Origin of the sequence: Bradyrhizobium tropiciagri (assembly GCF_018130545.1) — a bacterium.
Taxonomy (GTDB): domain Bacteria; phylum Pseudomonadota; class Alphaproteobacteria; order Rhizobiales; family Xanthobacteraceae; genus Bradyrhizobium; species Bradyrhizobium tropiciagri_A.
Map to the genome: position 1 here is coordinate 148,192 of NZ_JAFCKF010000004.1, position 16,807 is coordinate 164,998.

At 63.9% G+C, this 16,807-nt stretch carries 15 protein-coding genes; 8 read left to right on the plus strand and 7 right to left on the minus strand.

The window, feature by feature from the left end; translation table 11 throughout:
• Positions 1–212 precede the first annotated feature (212 nt).
• From JQ616_RS18350 to JQ616_RS18360, 3 genes are read left to right on the plus strand one after another with little or no spacing between them, the layout of a single operon-like run.
• Positions 213–1,544: a pilus assembly protein TadG-related protein gene (locus JQ616_RS18350; RefSeq protein WP_212016625.1), complete on the plus strand. Its 1,332-nt coding sequence runs from the start codon at positions 213–215 to the stop codon at positions 1,542–1,544.
• Positions 1,545–1,594: 50 nt separating this feature from the next.
• On the plus strand, positions 1,595–2,059 hold the full coding sequence (locus JQ616_RS18355) for a TadE/TadG family type IV pilus assembly protein (protein ID WP_249136975.1): 465 nt from the start codon (positions 1,595–1,597) through the stop codon (positions 2,057–2,059).
• A gap of 11 nt (positions 2,060–2,070) precedes the next feature.
• Positions 2,071–2,433: a TadE/TadG family type IV pilus assembly protein gene (locus JQ616_RS18360; protein ID WP_212016627.1), complete on the plus strand. Its 363-nt coding sequence runs from the start codon at positions 2,071–2,073 to the stop codon at positions 2,431–2,433.
• A gap of 84 nt (positions 2,434–2,517) precedes the next feature.
• Here JQ616_RS18360 and JQ616_RS18365 read toward each other — a convergent pair whose 3' ends face one another.
• On the minus strand, positions 2,518–2,895 hold the full coding sequence (locus tag JQ616_RS18365; protein ID WP_028340383.1) for a response regulator: 378 nt from the start codon (positions 2,893–2,895) through the stop codon (positions 2,518–2,520).
• A gap of 37 nt (positions 2,896–2,932) precedes the next feature.
• On the minus strand, positions 2,933–3,790 hold the full coding sequence (locus JQ616_RS18370) for an MJ0042-type zinc finger domain-containing protein (RefSeq protein ID WP_212016629.1): 858 nt from the start codon (positions 3,788–3,790) through the stop codon (positions 2,933–2,935).
• 176 nt (positions 3,791–3,966) lie between these two features.
• On the opposite strand from JQ616_RS18370, the gene ftsE reads away from it, so the two are divergent.
• The 4 genes from ftsE to JQ616_RS18390 all read left to right on the plus strand — a co-directional run bounded on the left by ftsE (position 3,967) and on the right by JQ616_RS18390 (position 7,244).
• Complete coding sequence (gene ftsE / locus JQ616_RS18375) at positions 3,967–4,626, plus strand: cell division ATP-binding protein FtsE (RefSeq protein ID WP_212016631.1); 660 nt, start codon at positions 3,967–3,969, stop codon at positions 4,624–4,626.
• Complete coding sequence (locus tag JQ616_RS18380) at positions 4,619–5,590, plus strand: cell division protein FtsX (RefSeq protein ID WP_212016633.1); 972 nt, start codon at positions 4,619–4,621, stop codon at positions 5,588–5,590. Before ftsE ends, JQ616_RS18380 begins: the two co-directional genes overlap by 8 nt.
• A gap of 159 nt (positions 5,591–5,749) precedes the next feature.
• On the plus strand, positions 5,750–6,460 hold the full coding sequence (locus tag JQ616_RS18385; RefSeq protein ID WP_212016635.1) for a YdcF family protein: 711 nt from the start codon (positions 5,750–5,752) through the stop codon (positions 6,458–6,460).
• A gap of 13 nt (positions 6,461–6,473) precedes the next feature.
• Positions 6,474–7,244: a lysophospholipid acyltransferase family protein gene (locus JQ616_RS18390; protein ID WP_212016637.1), complete on the plus strand. Its 771-nt coding sequence runs from the start codon at positions 6,474–6,476 to the stop codon at positions 7,242–7,244.
• A 28-nt stretch (positions 7,245–7,272) separates the two neighbouring features.
• On the opposite strand, the gene JQ616_RS18395 is transcribed toward JQ616_RS18390, so the two are convergent.
• Both JQ616_RS18395 and JQ616_RS18400 read right to left on the minus strand, forming a co-directional pair.
• Positions 7,273–8,628, minus strand: coding sequence for an MFS transporter (locus tag JQ616_RS18395; protein WP_212016639.1), 1,356 nt, complete (start codon positions 8,626–8,628; stop codon positions 7,273–7,275).
• 98 nt (positions 8,629–8,726) lie between these two features.
• Positions 8,727–10,163, minus strand: a complete 1,437-nt coding sequence (locus JQ616_RS18400) for an FAD-dependent oxidoreductase (RefSeq protein WP_212016641.1) — start codon at positions 10,161–10,163, stop codon at positions 8,727–8,729.
• A 141-nt stretch (positions 10,164–10,304) separates the two neighbouring features.
• Here JQ616_RS18400 and JQ616_RS18405 point away from each other — a divergent pair, with 141 nt between their 5' ends.
• The gene (locus tag JQ616_RS18405) at positions 10,305–11,279 is read left to right on the plus strand and encodes a LysR family transcriptional regulator (protein WP_249137055.1); all 975 of its coding nucleotides are present in this window, start codon (positions 10,305–10,307) and stop codon (positions 11,277–11,279) included.
• Positions 11,280–11,352: 73 nt separating this feature from the next.
• On the opposite strand, the gene JQ616_RS18410 is transcribed toward JQ616_RS18405, so the two are convergent.
• The 3 genes from JQ616_RS18410 to JQ616_RS18420 form a co-directional block, all read right to left on the minus strand.
• Entirely contained in the window at positions 11,353–12,834 is a 1,482-nt protein-coding gene (locus JQ616_RS18410) for an aldehyde dehydrogenase (protein WP_212016645.1), read from the minus strand.
• A 109-nt stretch (positions 12,835–12,943) separates the two neighbouring features.
• Positions 12,944–13,411, minus strand: coding sequence for a peroxiredoxin family protein (locus tag JQ616_RS18415; RefSeq protein ID WP_212016647.1), 468 nt, complete (start codon positions 13,409–13,411; stop codon positions 12,944–12,946).
• 58 nt (positions 13,412–13,469) lie between these two features.
• Positions 13,470–16,769, minus strand: coding sequence for an efflux RND transporter permease subunit (locus tag JQ616_RS18420; protein ID WP_212016649.1), 3,300 nt, complete (start codon positions 16,767–16,769; stop codon positions 13,470–13,472).
• Between the last annotated feature and the right edge of the window lie 38 nt (positions 16,770–16,807).

Genomic DNA, 16,807 nt, shown 5'->3' on the forward strand with positions numbered 1-16,807 from the left:
AGCCTCGCAGACGCGGGGTAGCCCCGGCACCCGCGCCGGCTCTCGGTAGGGCAGCGGCAGCCAGAGCGAACCGTCACGGCCGCAGATCGGGCCCGAATGCCCGACATCGGCTCGCAAAAACTTCTTTCAAATTGTCGGGTTCCCGTTGGCGCGCATTTAAGTCGCCTGCGTCATTCTGTTTCGGATAATTGGCAAGCGTCTCAGGAGATCACATGAGGCACTGCAGCCGTTTATTCATTGCATCGTCGTGCCGGCCATTGCGTGAAGCTCGCCGGAACCTTGAGAAGACCAGCCTGCTCCGACGCTTCGTTCGCGACCAGTCGGGCAGCTATGTCATTATCTCAGCGCTGCTGATGCCGGTCCTGGTGGGCACGGCAGGGCTCGGCACTGAAGTGGGCTGGTGGTACTATAAGCACAAGAACATGCAGAGCGCGGCCGACTCGGGCGCCGTCAGCGCTGCAACCGCGGCAAGTGCAGGCGCCGACCTGCTGTCCGAAGCCAATGCGGTGACGGCAAACTACGGCTACGTCAACACGGTGAACAACGTCACGATCGCCGTGAATCAGCCGCCGAAGGCAGGCAATTACACATCCAATCCGCAGGCGGTCGAAGTCGTTGTCACCCAGCCGCAACCGCGACTGCTGTCGGCCCTGTTCGGCTCGAATCCCGTCATGGTCACCGCGCGCGCGGTCGCCCTGCCGAATTCCGGGACCGGTTGCGTTCTCGCCCTCGATCCGACGGCTAGCGCCGCCGTCAATGTGAGCGGCAGCAATCAGCTCAATCTGATCAAGTGCAACCTCTATAGCAACTCGAACGCAAGCCCATCACTCAACGTTGCGGGCAATGCGGCGGTTTCCGCAAATCAGGTCGGAGTTGTCGGCGACGTCTCCGGCACCAGCAACATCACGGCAACTAACGGCATCAAGACGCACATCCAGCCGATCGCCGATCCGTATGCGAACGTCTCGCCCCCATCGGAGCCGAGCTGCGATAGCAAGAAGTACACGATCAACGCCAATGGGAAGACCAGCTCACTTAGCCCTGGCTGCTACAGCGGCAACATCACGGTCAATGCCGGAGCAACATTAAATCTGAACCCCGGAAACCTTAATCCCGCGATTTATTATTTCGACGGCGCGAGCTTGAGCGTAGCGGGCAATGCCACGATCACGGGTACCAACGTGACCCTGGTGTTCACGGGGTCGGGAAGCAACTGGGGTACCGCTTCAATCGGCAGCAACGCGATCATCGATCTGACGGCACCGACCTCCGGCGCCACCAAAGGCATCGTCATCTACGGCGATCGCAACATGCCGACCGGGACCGGTTTTAGTCTCACGGGCGGCGGTACCCAGAACTTTGGTGGTGCCATCTATCTGCCGAAGGCCAACCTCAGCTTCAGTGGCGGAAACGGCACCAGCACATCCTGCACCAAGATCATCGCAGATACCTTGACGTTCACCGGCTCGTCGAACTTGCAGGTCAATTGTTCGGCGCTCGGCACCGCGACGATAGGCTCGCAAACCGCGCAACTCATCGAGTGAGGTTGGCTCCGATGCAAATCCAGAGGTCTTCGTCCATGAGTCCCAGCCGATTGTTCAGCGCTCTCTTGCGGCACCTGCGCACCAGCGTTCGCGACCGACGCGGCGTAGCGGCGATCGAATTCGGTGTCATGATCCCGTTGCTGACCCTGATGGTCGTCTCGGTTACCGACATCGGGCTTGCGCTCTTCCACAAGATGCAGGTCGAAAATGCCGCACAGGCGGGAGCGCAATACGCGATCGTGCGCGGCTTCGATACGACCGGCGTGTCCAACGCCGTGATAGCCGCGACGAATTCCACGGCCATCACCGCGTCGCCGCAACCGATTCAGTTCTGTGGATGTCCAACGAGTGCCGGAATCAGCACCGTCAGCTGCGGCGCAGTGTGTCCGAGCGGCGCACAAGCCGGGACCTATGCGATGGTCTCGGCGCAGGGGACCTACTACACGCTGATCAATTACCAGATCGTGGCGACCACCTATACCTTTAACGCCCAGTCCACTGCGAGGCTGCAGTGAAACGCACGGCGTTGTGGCGCGACGATCGAGGGGCCTCTGCGCTGGAATTTGCCCTGACCGCTCCCGTGTTCTTCCTGTTCATCTTCGGGATCATCGAATTCGGGTTGCTGTTCTGGACACAGCTCGGGCTGCAGCACGGCACGGAAATGGCGGCGCGCTGCGCAACCGTCAACAGCACGCTCTGTCCCAACGGCAACGCGATCACGACCTACGCGGCGCAACAGGCGTTCGGCCTCACATTCCCGACGCAGACCTTCACCTACGCCGCGTCAGCCTGCGGCAACCAGGTCAGCGCGAGCTATACATTTCAGTTTATGCAGTTTCTCAACGTGGCGCCGATCGTGCTGACGGCCCAGGCTTGCTTTCCGAGCTGAGCCAGCGGTCAGGCATGCTTTAGATTCTTATTTTTTTGCATGATCTTCTTCGGAAAACCGCTTCGCACTTTTCCGGATCATGCTCTAGCTCGCCTTCCTCGCCGCCAGCGCGTCCGCCACCGCGGTGCGGATATCGGCCACCGAGAACGGCTTGGTCACCACGTCATGCACGATCGCCTCGAGGCCGGAGGCGCGTTCGCGCTGATGGGCGAAGCCGGTCATCAGCAGGATCTTCAACGCGGGGAAGTCGCGCGCCGCGGTCAGCGCCAGCGCAATGCCGTCCATCACGGGCATCTGGATGTCGGTGAGCAGCAGGTCGAATGCGCCTTCATCGCGCGTCAGAACCTCCAGCGCCTCGGCGCCGTCCTGCGCAGTGACGGTCTCGTGGCCGTCCATGGCGATGGCGCGGGCCACCAGCGAGCGCATCGAGTCTTCGTCGTCGGCGATCAGAACACGGGTCATGGTGATGGGTCAGGTCCCGAAAGAGTGAGCCGGCGGCTCAGGCGCGGCCGCCGGTGAGGTCATGCTTGTTGAAGAAGCGTACGTCGATATTGCGGCCTTCGGGCGGCGGCGAGGCGAGGCGCGACTTGAAGAAGGCGCGCTCGCCGGGATTGAGCACCGGCTGTTCCAGCACCGCATTCCAGGCGTAGATCTCTGCGCCCTTGGCGTCTCGGACCGAGAAGCGTAGCCGCGGCAGTTCGACCGGCTTCCTGGTCTGGCCGACGATTGCACCCTCGATCACCAGCACCGGCTTGCCGTCGACGGTCTCGTTGGTGATCTTGAGGTCCTTGAAGGCGAGCCCGCGCAGATTCACGTCGAGCCCGACCATCCTGTAGAACAGCGCGGTCTGCGGCAGCAGCCGCACCACGTCGTTGCGCCAGACGAACAGCGCGACGATCAGCGCGGCCATCGCCGCACAGGTGGTCGGCAGGGCGCCGATGACAGGCATGAACGGAATCCGCGGCAGCGAGGGCAGCCGGAACAGGCGGGGAAGGCGGAAGCGGCGCCGGGTTCCGACCGGCTCCTCGCCGTCGGCATGGGCAGCGGCATCCGCCGCGGCGACCGCCGGCCAGTCCGTGGCGGTATCGGTCCCCTCGGGCAAATCGGCCGAAATCGAGGGACTGTCGACCATCGGGGTGTCGTCAGCCTCCGCGCTGCCCATCGCCTCCCATTCGGCGGCAAGATCAGAGCCTGCGGCCTCATAGGCCAGGGTCGGCGCGGTCGCCCCGATCGCATCCTCCGGCCGGGCCAGCCAGACCTCTCGGCAGCGGGAACAACGGACGGAGCGTCCGGCCTCCCCCAGGGTGGCCGGATTGATGGCATAGGATGTTGTACAATGCGGGCAAACGATATGCATGGAGCCGAATCTCCACCGTGTGGTATGCCCGGATGCTACTGAGCGACCGTTAACGAATCGGAAACCATAACCGTCGCACAAGCTTTCTGTGCGGTTCGCGGCCGCTCGGCGGGGTGTTCGGGCCGCCGTCAGTGTTGGGTATTGGGCCACAGGCCCTCTCGAACGGAGCTAGCGCATTGGTTCGGTTCGAAAATGTCGGTCTGCGCTACGGGCTCGGCCCGGAGATTTTGCGCGACCTCTCGTTCATGATTCCGGCGCACTCGTTCCAGTTCCTCACCGGGCCGTCCGGCGCCGGCAAGACCTCGCTGCTGCGGCTGTTGTTCCTGTCGCTGCGACCGACCCGCGGGCTGGTCAATCTGTTCGGCAAGGACGTCTCCCTGCTCAACAAGGACCAGGTCGCCGACCTGCGCAAGCGGATCGGCATCGTGTTGCAGGACTTCCGGCTGCTCGACCACATGACCACCTACGAGAACGTCGCGCTGCCGTTCCGGGTGATGGGCCGCGAGGAATCCAGCTATCGCCGCGAGGTGATCGATCTGTTGAAGTGGGTCGGCCTCGGCGAGCGTATGGATGCGCTGCCGCCGATCCTGTCGGGCGGCGAGAAGCAGCGCGCGGCGATCGCGCGCGCCGTGATCTCGCGGCCGCAATTGCTGCTGGCCGACGAGCCGACCGGCAGCGTCGATCCGACGCTCGGGCGCCGCCTGCTACGGCTGTTCATCGAGCTCAACAAATCGGGTACCGCTGTAATCATCGCGACCCACGACATCACGCTGATGGATCAATACGAGGCGCGGCGGCTGGTGCTGCATCAGGGACGGCTGCACATCTATGAGTAGGAGCGGCGACGAGAAAGTGTCGTTGGTCGATCTCGGGCGTGAACGCCCGCAGGTCCCGGCCACCGCGCGCAATATGTCGCCGATCGTGCCGCGCGCCTCGATCTCCGGCCGCGCGCTGGTCGCGGTGGTCGCGATCATGACCTTCCTTGCCTCGCTGACGACGGGCACTGTGCTTTTGGTCAGCGCCTCGGCCGCCGAATGGCAGTCGGAAGTCTCGAGCGAGATCACCGTCCAGGTGCGTCCGTCACCCGGCCGCGACCTCGATCGCGACGCGCAGGCCGCAGTGGATGCGGTGCGGGCGCAGTCCGGCATTCTCGAGGTCCGGCCGTTCAGCAAGGAGGAATCCGCAAAGCTGCTGGAGCCGTGGCTCGGCAGCGGGCTGTCGATCGATGATCTGCCGGTGCCGCGCGTCATCGTGGCGCGGGTGCAGCCCGGCACCACGCTCGATCTCGCGGCGCTACGCGCGCGCCTGACGCAGGCGGCGCCGACCGCAAGCGTCGACGATCACCGCGCCTGGATCGAACGCATGCGCTCGATGACCGGCGCCACCGTGTTTGCCGGCGTCGGCATCCTGATCCTCGTCATCATAGCCACCATCATCTCGGTGTCGTTCGCGACCCGCGGCGCGATGGCTTCCAACCGCCCGATCGTCGAGGTGCTGCATTTCGTCGGCGCCGGCGACAGCTTTATCGCCAACCGCTTCCTGCGCCATTTCCTCCGGCTCGGCCTTGAGGGCGGATTGATCGGCGGCGGCGCGGCGATGCTGGCGTTCGGCTTCTCCGAGTCGATCGCCAACTGGTTCTCCGGCACGCCGGTGGGCGACCAGTTCGCGGCACTGCTGGGCACGTTCTCGCTGCGTCCGTCCGGCTATCTGGTGCTGGCGATGCAGGCGGTGCTGATCGCGGCGATCACCGCATGGGCATCGCGGCGTACCCTGTTCGCCACGCTCGACGACATCGATTGACGGCTTGCGATAGCGCAATCATGGGGCCGATTTCGTGATCGCGTTTGGTCGCCCGAGTGTGATTTCGCGTGCATACACGCGACCTTGGCCCGGCAAAACCGGTTTCCACTTTGCCGGTTCATGCTCTAAAATCCCCGGGGGGAAGGACGACCGCATCACATGAGTTTGCAGCCCGACGATACGTCGCCGAATGGCCATGCCGCGCGCCCGCGTGGCTGGCTGCGCGCTGCTATCGTCGCGCCGCTGGCGCTGGTGTTTGTCGCCGCCGCGGTCGGCTTCATCGGATTCCTGTCGCAACTGCGCGGCGTCGAGACCGATCCGCCGCACAATGCCGACGGGATCGTGGTGCTGACCGGCGGCTCGTCGCGGGTGTCGGATGCGATGGAACTGCTGGCCGCGGGCTACGGCAAGCGTCTGTTGATCTCGGGCGTGCACCCGACCAACGATGCCGGCGACATTTCCCGTTCGGTGCCCGACAGCCGGGGGCTGATGAGCTGCTGCGTCGATCTCGACCGCTCGGCGGTCAATACCCGCAGCAATGCGGCGGAGACGCGGCGCTGGGCGCGCGAGCGCGGCTTCAAGTCGCTGATCGTGGTGACCTCGAACTACCACATGCCCAGGGCGATCGTGGAACTGTCACATGCGATGCCGGAGATCACGCTGATCCCGTTCGCGGTGGTCGGTGATAAATGGCGCGACGAGCCGTGGTGGACGAGTGGCGGAACCTTCCGTCTCTTGCTATCGGAATACGCCAAATATGTCGCCGCGGAGGTCCGGGTGCGGCTGGCCGATATCGGCCTCGACCTGACTTCGGATCTTGCCGAGCCGGCAGCCGCGCCCCGCCGCCCGGCAACGGCGCAGGCGAATTAGCACTGGGACCGAGATGATCTTCCTGCGCTCGCTGATCTTCAACGTGCTGTTCTATCTGGTGCTGGTGGTGCTCTGCATCGTCGCGCTGCCGACACTGCTGCTGCCGCGCGGCGCCCTGATGGCGCTGGAAGCCGCGTGGGCCCACACCAGCCTGTTCCTGATGCGCGTGATCTGCAACATCAGGATCGAGTTCCGCGGCGTCGAGAAGATTCCGGCGGGACCGCTGGTGGTCGCCTCGAAGCATCAGTCGTTCTGGGAGACCTTCGCGCTGGTGCGCTTCTTCGAGCATCCGCTGTTCATCCTCAAGCGCGAGCTGATGATGATCCCGGTGTTCGGCTGGTATTTGAAGAAGGCCGGCATGATCTCGGTCGAGCGCGGCGGCGGCCCGCGCTCGCTGATCAAGACGCTGAAGGCCGCGGCCGCCGAGGTGAAGCGCGGCCGGCAGCTCGTGATCTTCCCCGAGGGCACCCGCACCGCGCCCGGCGCGGTGCCGAACTACAAGGCCGGGGTCGCCCAGATCTATGCCGAGAGCGGCGTGCCGTGCCTGCCGATCGCGCTCAATTCCGGCCTGTTCTGGCCGCGCCGTACCTTCATGCGCTATCCCGGCACGCTGGTGGTCGAATTCCTCGATCCGCTGCCGCCGGGCTTGCCGCGCGACGAGTTCATGACCCGCCTGCGCGACCAGATCGAAACCGCCACCACCCGCATCGTCGACGCCGGCCGCGCCGAGCAGGCGAAGTCGTTCGGCGGTGTGCCGGGATCGAAGGGGGAGGCGTCGACTTGACGCCGTCCTGGCGTGATTCCCGCGAAGACTAGTGAACGATGCTGGTTGCGGATCGCGCGCTGCTACGTGTTGACGAGGACAGGACGATCCAAAGCGCGAGGGCAACGACAACGACCACCACCAACGGGCTGGCTGCAGCCAGGAAAAGTTGCTGTCCGGTGAGATGCGACAGCAGAAGGCCACCGATATACGGGCCCGCAATCGAGCCAATCTTGTTGATACCGATTGCCCAACCCACGCCGTTGGCTCTCACGTTCGTTGGGTAAAGAGAACCGACGACACCGTGGAGGCAGGTCTGCCCGCCGAACGCAAAGAAGCCGGCGAAAAAACTCGCGGGTAGCAGCAACTCGGCGCTGTTGCCCAAAGAGCCAAGAGTGGCCACTGCGGGAAAGCCAAGAACGCCCATTCCTGCGACCGCGAGGATACCAAGGCGATCAGCAATCCAGCCCGCGACAATCCCTCCGACGGCGCTGCCGGCAAAGAGCAGCGCCGTTGCCACAGCCGCTGCACTCTGCGAAAGCCCCACCGACTGGGCTGCGACCGGCATCCAGCTAACCAGGGAGAAGACGGTCATAGCGCTGGCAATGTAGACGATCCATAGCAAAGGGGTCGCAACCATGAGCGGACCGCGAAACAGATCGGAAAATTGTGCGCGTGGAACATCTGCCGGGACGTCGGGTATCAACTCACTCGTTGAATCCAGCTTGAGGTCCGGCCTGACATAGTTGGCAACCATGATCGCTTCACGCCGGCGTTCGGGACGCGAGGCGAGGTAGGCGAGCGATTCCGGCAGCAGCAAGAATGCGCAGGTGCAGAGCAGCGAAAGCGCTCCACCGATGAAGAACATCGTTTGCCAGCCGAGCGCGCCAACGACGTAGGCCGCCGACAAGCCCGCAGCGATGCCGCCAATGGAGTAGCCGGCGAAAATGACGCCGACCGCGGTGATCCGATATGCCTTTGGGGTGAATTCGGATGTGAGTGCGACGGCGTTCGGCACCGCGCCTCCCAGGCCGATCGTCGCAAGGAAGCGAAGCGCAAGCAGCGATTCCTCGGACCGGGCAAATCCAGTCGCTGCGGTCAGCACGCTAAAGCCGAGCGCGCCGATGATCATGGCTTGCTTGCGACCGTATCGGTCGCCGACCCACCCAAACAGGATGGAACCCACCAGCAAGCCAAAAAGACCCGCACTGAATATCAAGCCCATGGCCTGGGGTGTGAGACTCCACTGCTTGATCAGGACCGGCGCCGCAAATGAAAGGGCGGCCACATCGTAGGAATCGCAAACCATCAACAGGAAGCATAGTCCGATGATTGTCAGCAGCGGCCGTTCGAACGGCACTCCCTCGACAATGGTGGAAATCGCATGCTTGTTCGAGGTGTCCATGATTGTTTCCTCCTCCAGTTTGCCGATCTTTCAAGATCGATCTTTGCTGCGCGCTCGAAGACGTCGCGCCGTTGTGAACGAAATCCGTGTTGCGCTAGCTATTGAGGTTGGCGACCAGCCAGAACTGAAGGGCGCCCGGTTTCACGGGCGCGCAGATGGGCCCCTTGCTCTGACAATTGCTTTTGCAGGAGATTGACGGGGATCTCGCTTGGATCGCAGTTCGCCTGCGCCGCAAGGCCTGCCGCAACACCGGCCGCATGCCCGGTCAGCCAGCATTGCGGTATTTCGCGCATGAAGGTGTGTGATGAAGCGTCCGCAGATAAATGTCGGCCGGCGACCAGCAATCCAGGCATTGAACGGGGCAGCAGACTTCCGTAGGGCACGGAAACACTCGGCCACTTTGGTCCGAGGCTGGGGCTGACGCCGATCTCATCGGCGTGCACGCGTCCGGCCTGCCAATCTTCTCGCGTCAATATCTGACGCCCTAGGAGACGACGTGTCTGGCGGACTCCGACCTGTGGTGCCGTCAACATGATCCAGGCGTCCTTGAAGCCCGGCGCATGTTCTCGATAATATTCCAGCAACTCCGTCATCTTGTCTCGCGAGCGCAGTTCGACCTCGGTGAGATCCTGCACGTCGAGGCCGCTGTAGCCCGCCCACCGCGGGCCCATGAACACGGCAATGTCGTTCCGCCATCCGGCGATCGGCCATTCAAAAAGCCCCAATTGTTTCCGGGCCCGGTCAGAGAATTCCTCATATTCAGGCGATCGTCGGAAGCGAAGCCATGACTCACAATCGACACCACCCCAAAGCCAGGACGTATTGATGCATTGATGGATGCTGCTGGCCTCCACATCGCCGGCCGAAGCTTCGCCCGCACTGGCAAAGACGTCGCCATCGCCGGTGGTGTCCACAACGACTCGGGACGTTACGGCGAAGCGGCCGCTCTTGGATTCAAAGATGACGCCACGCAGCCGGCCATTGTCGACGACCGCGGATGAGGCCCAGGCGTGGAAGAGAACCTGCGCGCCGGATTCGCGGACGGCAGCGAGCGATACCGCCTTGAGCGCTTCGGGGTCGATCATTGGCGCCCAGGTCACCGTATCGTGGAACGCCGAAAAACGAGGCTTCCAGATCGCGACATCGTCGGCGTTATGGGAGCCCCATGTGGCGCGATCCGGGCCCAACTTTGCGTGCGATGGGAGGCGGTCGACGAGTTCCGCACCCAGCCCTTGGATGACGAGATTGCCGTTCCAATCCGTCATGCGGTCGATCCAGATCACCAGCCCGCCAGTCGAGAGCCCACCGAGGTGATTGTAGCGTTCGACCAGCAGGACGCGTGCACCCATGCGTCCAGCCGCGATGGCGGCGGTGGTTCCGGCAGGACCGCCACCGACAACCAGAACATCCACGTCGTGCATGATGGGGACCTCACGCGCCGGTTCGTGCAACGAACCGAGCGGCCTCCGCACGACGCGCCTGCGGCCCTTCGTGACCTCTTCTTCGTAGATGACCTGGGAATCGAACGTGCCCACGGCGTCCTCCATCGTCGGGCTTTGCAAGTGCAGAGCCCACGCGTTGTGTTCTTAGTTCGTTCAGGAGGCTGTAGGGCGACACCGAGAATAGCACCAATGCCGTTTTATGCCTATCATATGCCCTGGAGGCATAGGTTGATCATGACGGGTCGTCGGAAGAACCAAGCGTCGTCGCTAAACCTGATGGAGGTTGGAGACCTTGCCGGAGAACGCCGGCGGCTGAGTTTGAGACAGATCGAAGTATTTCGAGCTGTCATGCTTTCCGGTTCGCTGAACGGTGCGGCGAATGTGCTCCACGTCGCGCAGCCTAGTCTTTCGCGCGTGGTCAAGCGAACGGAAGATGTTCTCAATTTCAAATTGTTCGAGCGGGTCAGAGGCCGTTTGATCCCGACCAAAGAGGCGGGAGCGCTTCTTACCCTGGTCAATCGTGTCTATCGGCAGCTGGATGAGCTAGGTGACGCCGTCGACAAAATGACGATGGGCGAAGGAAGCGTCTTCAAGCTCGGATGCACGGGTAGTCCGGGACGATGCCTGGTGCCGCGCGTGGTCGCGGCGATGCGAACGGCTCTGCCAAAACTCAACTTTCAAGTCGACGTTCTCCTGTTCGAGCAGATCATCGACTATCTGTTGTTTCAGCGTGGCGAATGCGTCGTCTCGGTATTTCCCATCCGCCATCCCCTCGTGGAGTCGCGGTCCGTCCGAACCGGCCGACTGGTCGCGCTCATTCCAAAGACGCACCCTCTCGCCAAACGCAGACAAGTGACGGTCCAGCAGCTGGCAAAAGAGCCTCTAATCTCTTTCGACCCGATGACGCCACACGGAGCGGCTGTCTCGCAAATGTTCGAGTCTACGGGACACGAACCGCAGATTTGCGTCTTGATAAGACACATAGAGACCGCTGTGAGCCTGGTCGCTAACGGAGTGGGTATCGCAATTGTTGATGAGTTCTCGGTGGCCGATGAATGGGACATGCCGCTTGCGGTGGTGCCGCTTGCCAACAGCCTCCCGCTGCACATTTATCTCAGCTGGCACAAAGACGTCGTAAGATCTCAGTATTTCAAGCGATTTGAGTCCTTGTGCGCAAAGGTTCCGTTGCAAGCGCATCGGAGCAAATGAGCCGTCGCGAAGCGCAACTCCGCTCACCTCTCCCAGCCGGGAGAGGCAAGCGGATCGCGATCGGAGCGTGCTGTTACCGCATCACGAACGGATTCGCCGGCACGTCGGTCGCGGTCGAGATCCAGACGCTCTTGGTCTCCTGGTACTCGCGCACCGCGTCGATGCCGCTCTCGCGGCCGACGCCGGAGAACTTCATGCCGCCGAACGGCATCATGTAGCTGATGGCGCGGTAGGTGTTCACCCACACCGTGCCGGCGCGCAGCTGCTTCGGCACGCGGATGGCGCGGGCGAGGTCCTTGGTCCAGATCCCGGCGGCGAGGCCGTAGATCGTGTCGTTGGCGATGCGGATGGCGTCTTCCTCGGTGTCGAAGGAGATGATCGAGAGCACCGGGCCGAACACCTCCTCACGCGCGATCCGCATGGTGTTGTCGACATCGGTGAAAATCGTCGGCTCGACGAACTGGCCGCCCTTGATGCCGTCGCCGGATGCCGGCTTGCCGCCGAGCAGGCAGCGCGCGCCCTCGGCCTTGGCGATGTCGATGTAGTCGAGCACCTTCTTGTACTGCGCCGGCGTGGTGATCGGGCCGACATTGGTGTCGGCTTGCATCGGATCGCCGATCTTGGCGGATTTCGCCAGCTCCAGCACGCGGGCGACGAACTTCTCCTTGATCGAGCTCTGCACCAGCAGGCGCGAGCCCGCGATGCAGGTTTGGCCCGTGGCGGCGAAGATGCCGGAGATCGCGCCGGCCGCAGCCGCCGTGAGGTCGGCATCCTCGAACACGATGTTCGGCGACTTGCCGCCGAGCTCGAGCGAGACCCGCTTCAAGCTCTTCGCCGCGGTCTCGTAGACCTTGGCGCCGGTCGTATCCGATCCGGTGAAGGTGATCTTGGCGACACCGGGATGCGAAATCAGCGCGGAGCCCGCCTCGGGCCCGAACCCGGTCACCACGTTGAAGATGCCGTCCGGGATGCCGGCCTCCTTGGTCAGCGCGGCGAATTCCAGCGTGCTGGCCGAAGTGAATTCCGACGGCTTCACGACCACCGCGCAACCGGCGGCGAGCGCGGCGGCGCATTTCCAGGCGACGAACAGCAGCGGCGAATTCCAGGCGGTCAGCGCCGCGACCACGCCGACCGGCTCATGCGTCGTGTAGGCGAAGGTCTCAGCCTTGTCGATCGGCACCAGGCCGCCTTCGAGCTTGTCGACCAGGCCGCCGAAATACCACCACCACTCCGGATGGTAGCGGAGCTGGCCCAGCATTTCGGCCATCAGCTTGCCGTTGTCGCGCACCTCGATCTCGGCGAGACGCTCGGCATTGGCGGCGACGAGGTCGCCGAGCTTGCGCATCACCTTGCCGCGCGCCGAGGCCGTCATCTTGGCCCAGGGACCGTTCCACATCGCCTCGTTGGCGGCCTTCACCGCCTTGTCGGCATCGGCGGCCGTGCCGCGCGGGATTTTCGCCCAGGCCTCGCCGCGATAGGGATCGATCGTTTCGAACCACTCGCCATTGGCGGGGTCGACATACTGGCCATTGATGTAGAGCTGATAGGTCTTCATGAGATCCTCCCGCAAGGCAATGGTTCTGGTTGGCGAAATGCTACCACGCCTTGCGCGACGCCGTCATAACGCAGCTGCTTGAGTGGGTTGCAGACGGGGGCGATCGCCGTCAGCCGTGCGTCGCGGCAAGCTCGGCTGCGATGATCGCGCCGAGCGCCATGTCGCTCTGCTGGCCGAAGCCGTGATGCACGATGTTGCCGTCGCGGCCGATCAGGATGCTGGTCGGGGTTCCCTGCATGCCGTAGCGCTGCATCGTGACCGGGATCGGCGTGCCGTCGCCGGCCTCGTCGACGCCGATCGGAAAGGTCAGCCGGTACTCGTGGATGAAGGCTTCCAGCGACACGGGTGTCATCGCCGCATGGTGTTCGAACACGGTGTGCAGCCCGATCACCTGCAGATCCGAATGCTTGAACAGCTCGAATGCGCGCTGGGTCTGCGGCGTGCCGTGCGCGACGCAGCCGGGACACAGCATCTGGAAGGCATGCAGCAGCACCGGGCGGCCGCGCAGCGCGGCCAGGGTCAGCGGCTCGCTGGTGTTGAACCAGCGGGACGCGGCGATTTCCGGTGCGGGAGTCACGGCCTGGTTCCTTGCGCCTGTCACTTCGCGGCAGGTTGGCAAGATCGCGGCCGGTCTGTCAACGACCGGCGGCGCTTGCTGCAGCTCGCCGTGCGCGCCGTGCGGCACGGCGCCGCTGGGTCCAGAGCCGGGCGCGATCGAGATAGAGATAGACCACCGGCGTGGTGTAGAGGGTCAGGATCTGGCTCAGGATCAGGCCGCCGAAGATCGCGATGCCGAGCGGCTGGCGCAGCTCGCTGCCTTCGCCGAGGCCGATCATCAGCGGCACCGCGCCGAACAGCGCCGCAAGCGTCGTCATCATGATCGGGCGGAAGCGCATCACGCAGGCCTCGTAGATCGCATCGCGCGACGACAGCCCGCGCAGCCGCTCGGCATCGAGTGCGAAGTCGATCATCATGATCGCGTTCTTCTTGACGATGCCGACCAAGAGGATCACCCCGATTGCGCCGATCAGGTCGAAATCGGTGTGCGACAGCATCAACGCGGCCACCGCGCCGACGCCGGCCGAGGGCAAGGTGGACAGGATGGTCAGCGGGTGGATGTAGCTCTCATAGAGCATGCCGAGCGAGATGTAGATCGTCGCCAGCGCCGCGACGATCAGGAACAACTCGTTCGCCAGCGCCTGCTGGAAGATCTTCGCGGAGCCGGCGAATCCGCCGGAAATGCTCGCCGGCATGTTGATCGCGTGCATCGCGGTCTCGATCGTGGTGGTCGCCGTGCTCAACGAGACCCCCGGCGGCAGATTGAACGAGATGGTGCTGGCAACCAGCAGGTCCTGGTGGTTGACCGAAAGCGGCGTTTCGCCATGCTCGAAACGCGCGACGCTCGACAGCGGAATCATCGTCTCGGCACTGGTCGAGACCGCGGTCCCGGTCGAGGCGACGCCCTTGCCGGTGGCGCCGATCGAGTTGGTCGCCTGGTTGCGCACCACATTAGCAGCGACCGAGCTGACCGAACTCTTCTGCGACGATGAGGCCACCGTTCCGGCCACCGCATTGGTGCTCTGGGTGCCGGTGGCCGATCCGCCCGAGGTCGAGATGTAGACCTCCTTCAGGGTCTGCGGGTCCTGCGAGAAGCGCGGCGCGACTTCCATGATGACGTGATACTGGTTGCGCGCGACGAAGATGGTCGAGACCTGGCGCTGCCCGAACGCGTCATAGAGCGTGTTGTCGAGCTGGGCGACCGTGATCCCGAGCCGCGAGGCGGCGTCGCGATCGATCACCAGATTGGCCTGCAGCGCCTTGTTCTGCTGGTCGCTGTTGACGTCGGTGAGCGTCGGCTCCTTCTGCAGCGCGGCGACGAGCTTCGGCGTCCACTCGTTCAGTTCTTCGAAGGTCGAGCCTTTCAGCGTGTACTGATACGCCGCGTTGCCCGAGCGTCCGCCGGCGCCGAGATCGCCGATCGATTGCAGGAACAAAGTGGCGCCGGCGACGCTTGCCAGGGGTTCGCGAAGCCGCTCGATCACCTTGTCGGCGCGCAGCCCGCGTTCGTTCATCGGCTTCAGCGAGGCGAATACGGTGCCGGTGTTGGTGCCGCCCGGGCCGACACCGCCGCCGCCGGTGAAGCCGACCGCGGTCTCGACCGCCGGATCCGACTTCACGATGTCGATGAATTGGGTCAGTTTCTGCCGCATCAGCTGAAATGAGGTGCTCTGGTCGGCCTGGATCGAGCCAACCAGCAGCCCGGTATCTTGTTGTGGGACGAAGCCCTTGGGCACGACCTTGTAGAGATGGAAGTTCAGATAGAGCGTCGAGGCCAGGATCAGCATCACCAGCAGCGGATGACGCAGCGCGAGGCCAAGCGTCGTGCGGTAGCCGTTCAGCATCAATTCGAAGATCCGCTCGCTGATCCGGTAGGTCCGGCCATGCGGCTGGCCTTCCTCCTTGCGCAGCACCACGGCGCACATCATCGGCGTCGTGGTCAGCGAGACCACCAGCGAGATCACGATCGCGATCGTGATGGTCATGGCGAATTCGCGGAACAGGCGCCCGACCAGCCCGCCCATCAACAGGATCGGCACGAACACCGCGACCAGCGACACGCTCATCGACAGCACCGTGAAGCCGACTTCGCGGGTGCCGAGCAGCGTCGCTTCCAGCCGCGACAGCCCGGCGTCCATGTGGCGGGTGATATTTTCCAGCACCACGATGGCATCGTCGACCACGAAGCCGGTCGCCACCGTCAGCGCCATCAGCGAGAAGATATCGAGTGTGTAGCCGAGCAGGTACATCACCGCGAAGGTCGCAATCAGCGACACGCCGACCGCCACCACCGGCACCAGCGTCGCCCGCGCATTGCGCAGGAAGGCGAACACCACCAGGATCACCAGGGCAACGGCGATCAGCAGCGTGATCTCGACATCGTGCAGCGAGGCCCGGATCGTCTTCGAGCGGTCCATCGCCAGCGTGATGTCGATCGCCGGCGAGACCGAGGCCTTGAGCTGCGGCATCAGCCCCTTCACATTGTCGACCATCTTGATGATGTTGGCGCCGGGCTGCCGGTACACGATCATCACGACGGCCGGCTTGCCGTTGGCGAGGCCGAGCGTGCGCACATTCTCGACGGAATCGATCACGTCGCCGACGTCGGTCAACCGCACCGCGGCGCCGTTGCGGTAGGCGACGACCAGCGGCTTGTAGTCGGCCGCCTTGCGGGCCTGGTCGTTGGCGTAGATCTGGTAGCGCTGGTCGCCGACGTCGATGCCGCCCTTCGGGCTGTGCGCATTGGCGCTACTCAGCGCGGCGCGGACGTCCTCGAGCCCGATGCCGTATTTGTAGAGCGCCGGTGGGATCAGCTCGACGCGCACCGCGGGCAGCGAGCCGCCGCCGACCGAGACCTCGCCGACGCCCTCGACCTGCGACAGCTTCTGCGCCAGCACGGTCGAGGCGGCGTCGTAGAGTTCGGCCGGCGTCAGCGTGTCCGAGGTCAAAGTGTAGATCAGGATCGGCGCCGAGGCCGGGTTGAACTTGCGGTAGGTCGGATTGGCGCGCAGGTTGGTCGGCAGGTCGGCGCGCGCCGCGTTGATCGCGGCCTGCACGTCGCGCGCGGCGCCGTTGATGTCGCGGTCGATGTCGAATTGCAGCGTGATGCGCGCCGAGCCGAGCGAGGATTGCGACGTCATTTCGGTCACGCTGGCGATCTGGCCGAGGTGGCGTTCCAGGGGACTCGCCACGGTGGCCGCAACATCGGCCGGGCTGGCGCCGGGCAGGGTCGCCTGTACCATGATGGTCGGGATGTCGACGTCCGGCAGCGGCGACACCGGCAGCTTGAAGAACGCAATGATGCCCGCCACCACCAGTCCAAGCGACAGCAGTGTGGTGCCGACCGGGCGGCGAACAAAGGGAGCGGAGAGGTTCATTGCATCAGCGAGCGATGTTTGCGGATCAGCTTCTATCC

Bases quoted from the DNA above. Each gene is read 5' to 3' on its own strand.
- JQ616_RS18405 (WP_249137055.1), top strand. From the start codon at position 10,305: ATGACGGGTCGTCGGAAGAACCAAGCGTCGTCGCTAAACCTGATGGAG.
- JQ616_RS18370 (WP_212016629.1), bottom strand. From the start codon at position 3,790: ATGCATATCGTTTGCCCGCATTGTACAACATCCTATGCCATCAATCCG.
- JQ616_RS18390 (WP_212016637.1), top strand. From the start codon at position 6,474: ATGATCTTCCTGCGCTCGCTGATCTTCAACGTGCTGTTCTATCTGGTG.
- JQ616_RS18395 (WP_212016639.1), bottom strand. From the start codon at position 8,628: ATGGACACCTCGAACAAGCATGCGATTTCCACCATTGTCGAGGGAGTG.
- JQ616_RS18410 (WP_212016645.1), bottom strand. From the start codon at position 12,834: ATGAAGACCTATCAGCTCTACATCAATGGCCAGTATGTCGACCCCGCC.
- JQ616_RS18365 (WP_028340383.1), bottom strand. From the start codon at position 2,895: ATGACCCGTGTTCTGATCGCCGACGACGAAGACTCGATGCGCTCGCTG.
- JQ616_RS18385 (WP_212016635.1), top strand. From the start codon at position 5,750: ATGAGTTTGCAGCCCGACGATACGTCGCCGAATGGCCATGCCGCGCGC.
- JQ616_RS18380 (WP_212016633.1), top strand. From the start codon at position 4,619: ATGAGTAGGAGCGGCGACGAGAAAGTGTCGTTGGTCGATCTCGGGCGT.
- JQ616_RS18350 (WP_212016625.1), top strand. From the start codon at position 213: ATGAGGCACTGCAGCCGTTTATTCATTGCATCGTCGTGCCGGCCATTG.
- JQ616_RS18420 (WP_212016649.1), bottom strand. From the start codon at position 16,769: ATGAACCTCTCCGCTCCCTTTGTTCGCCGCCCGGTCGGCACCACACTG.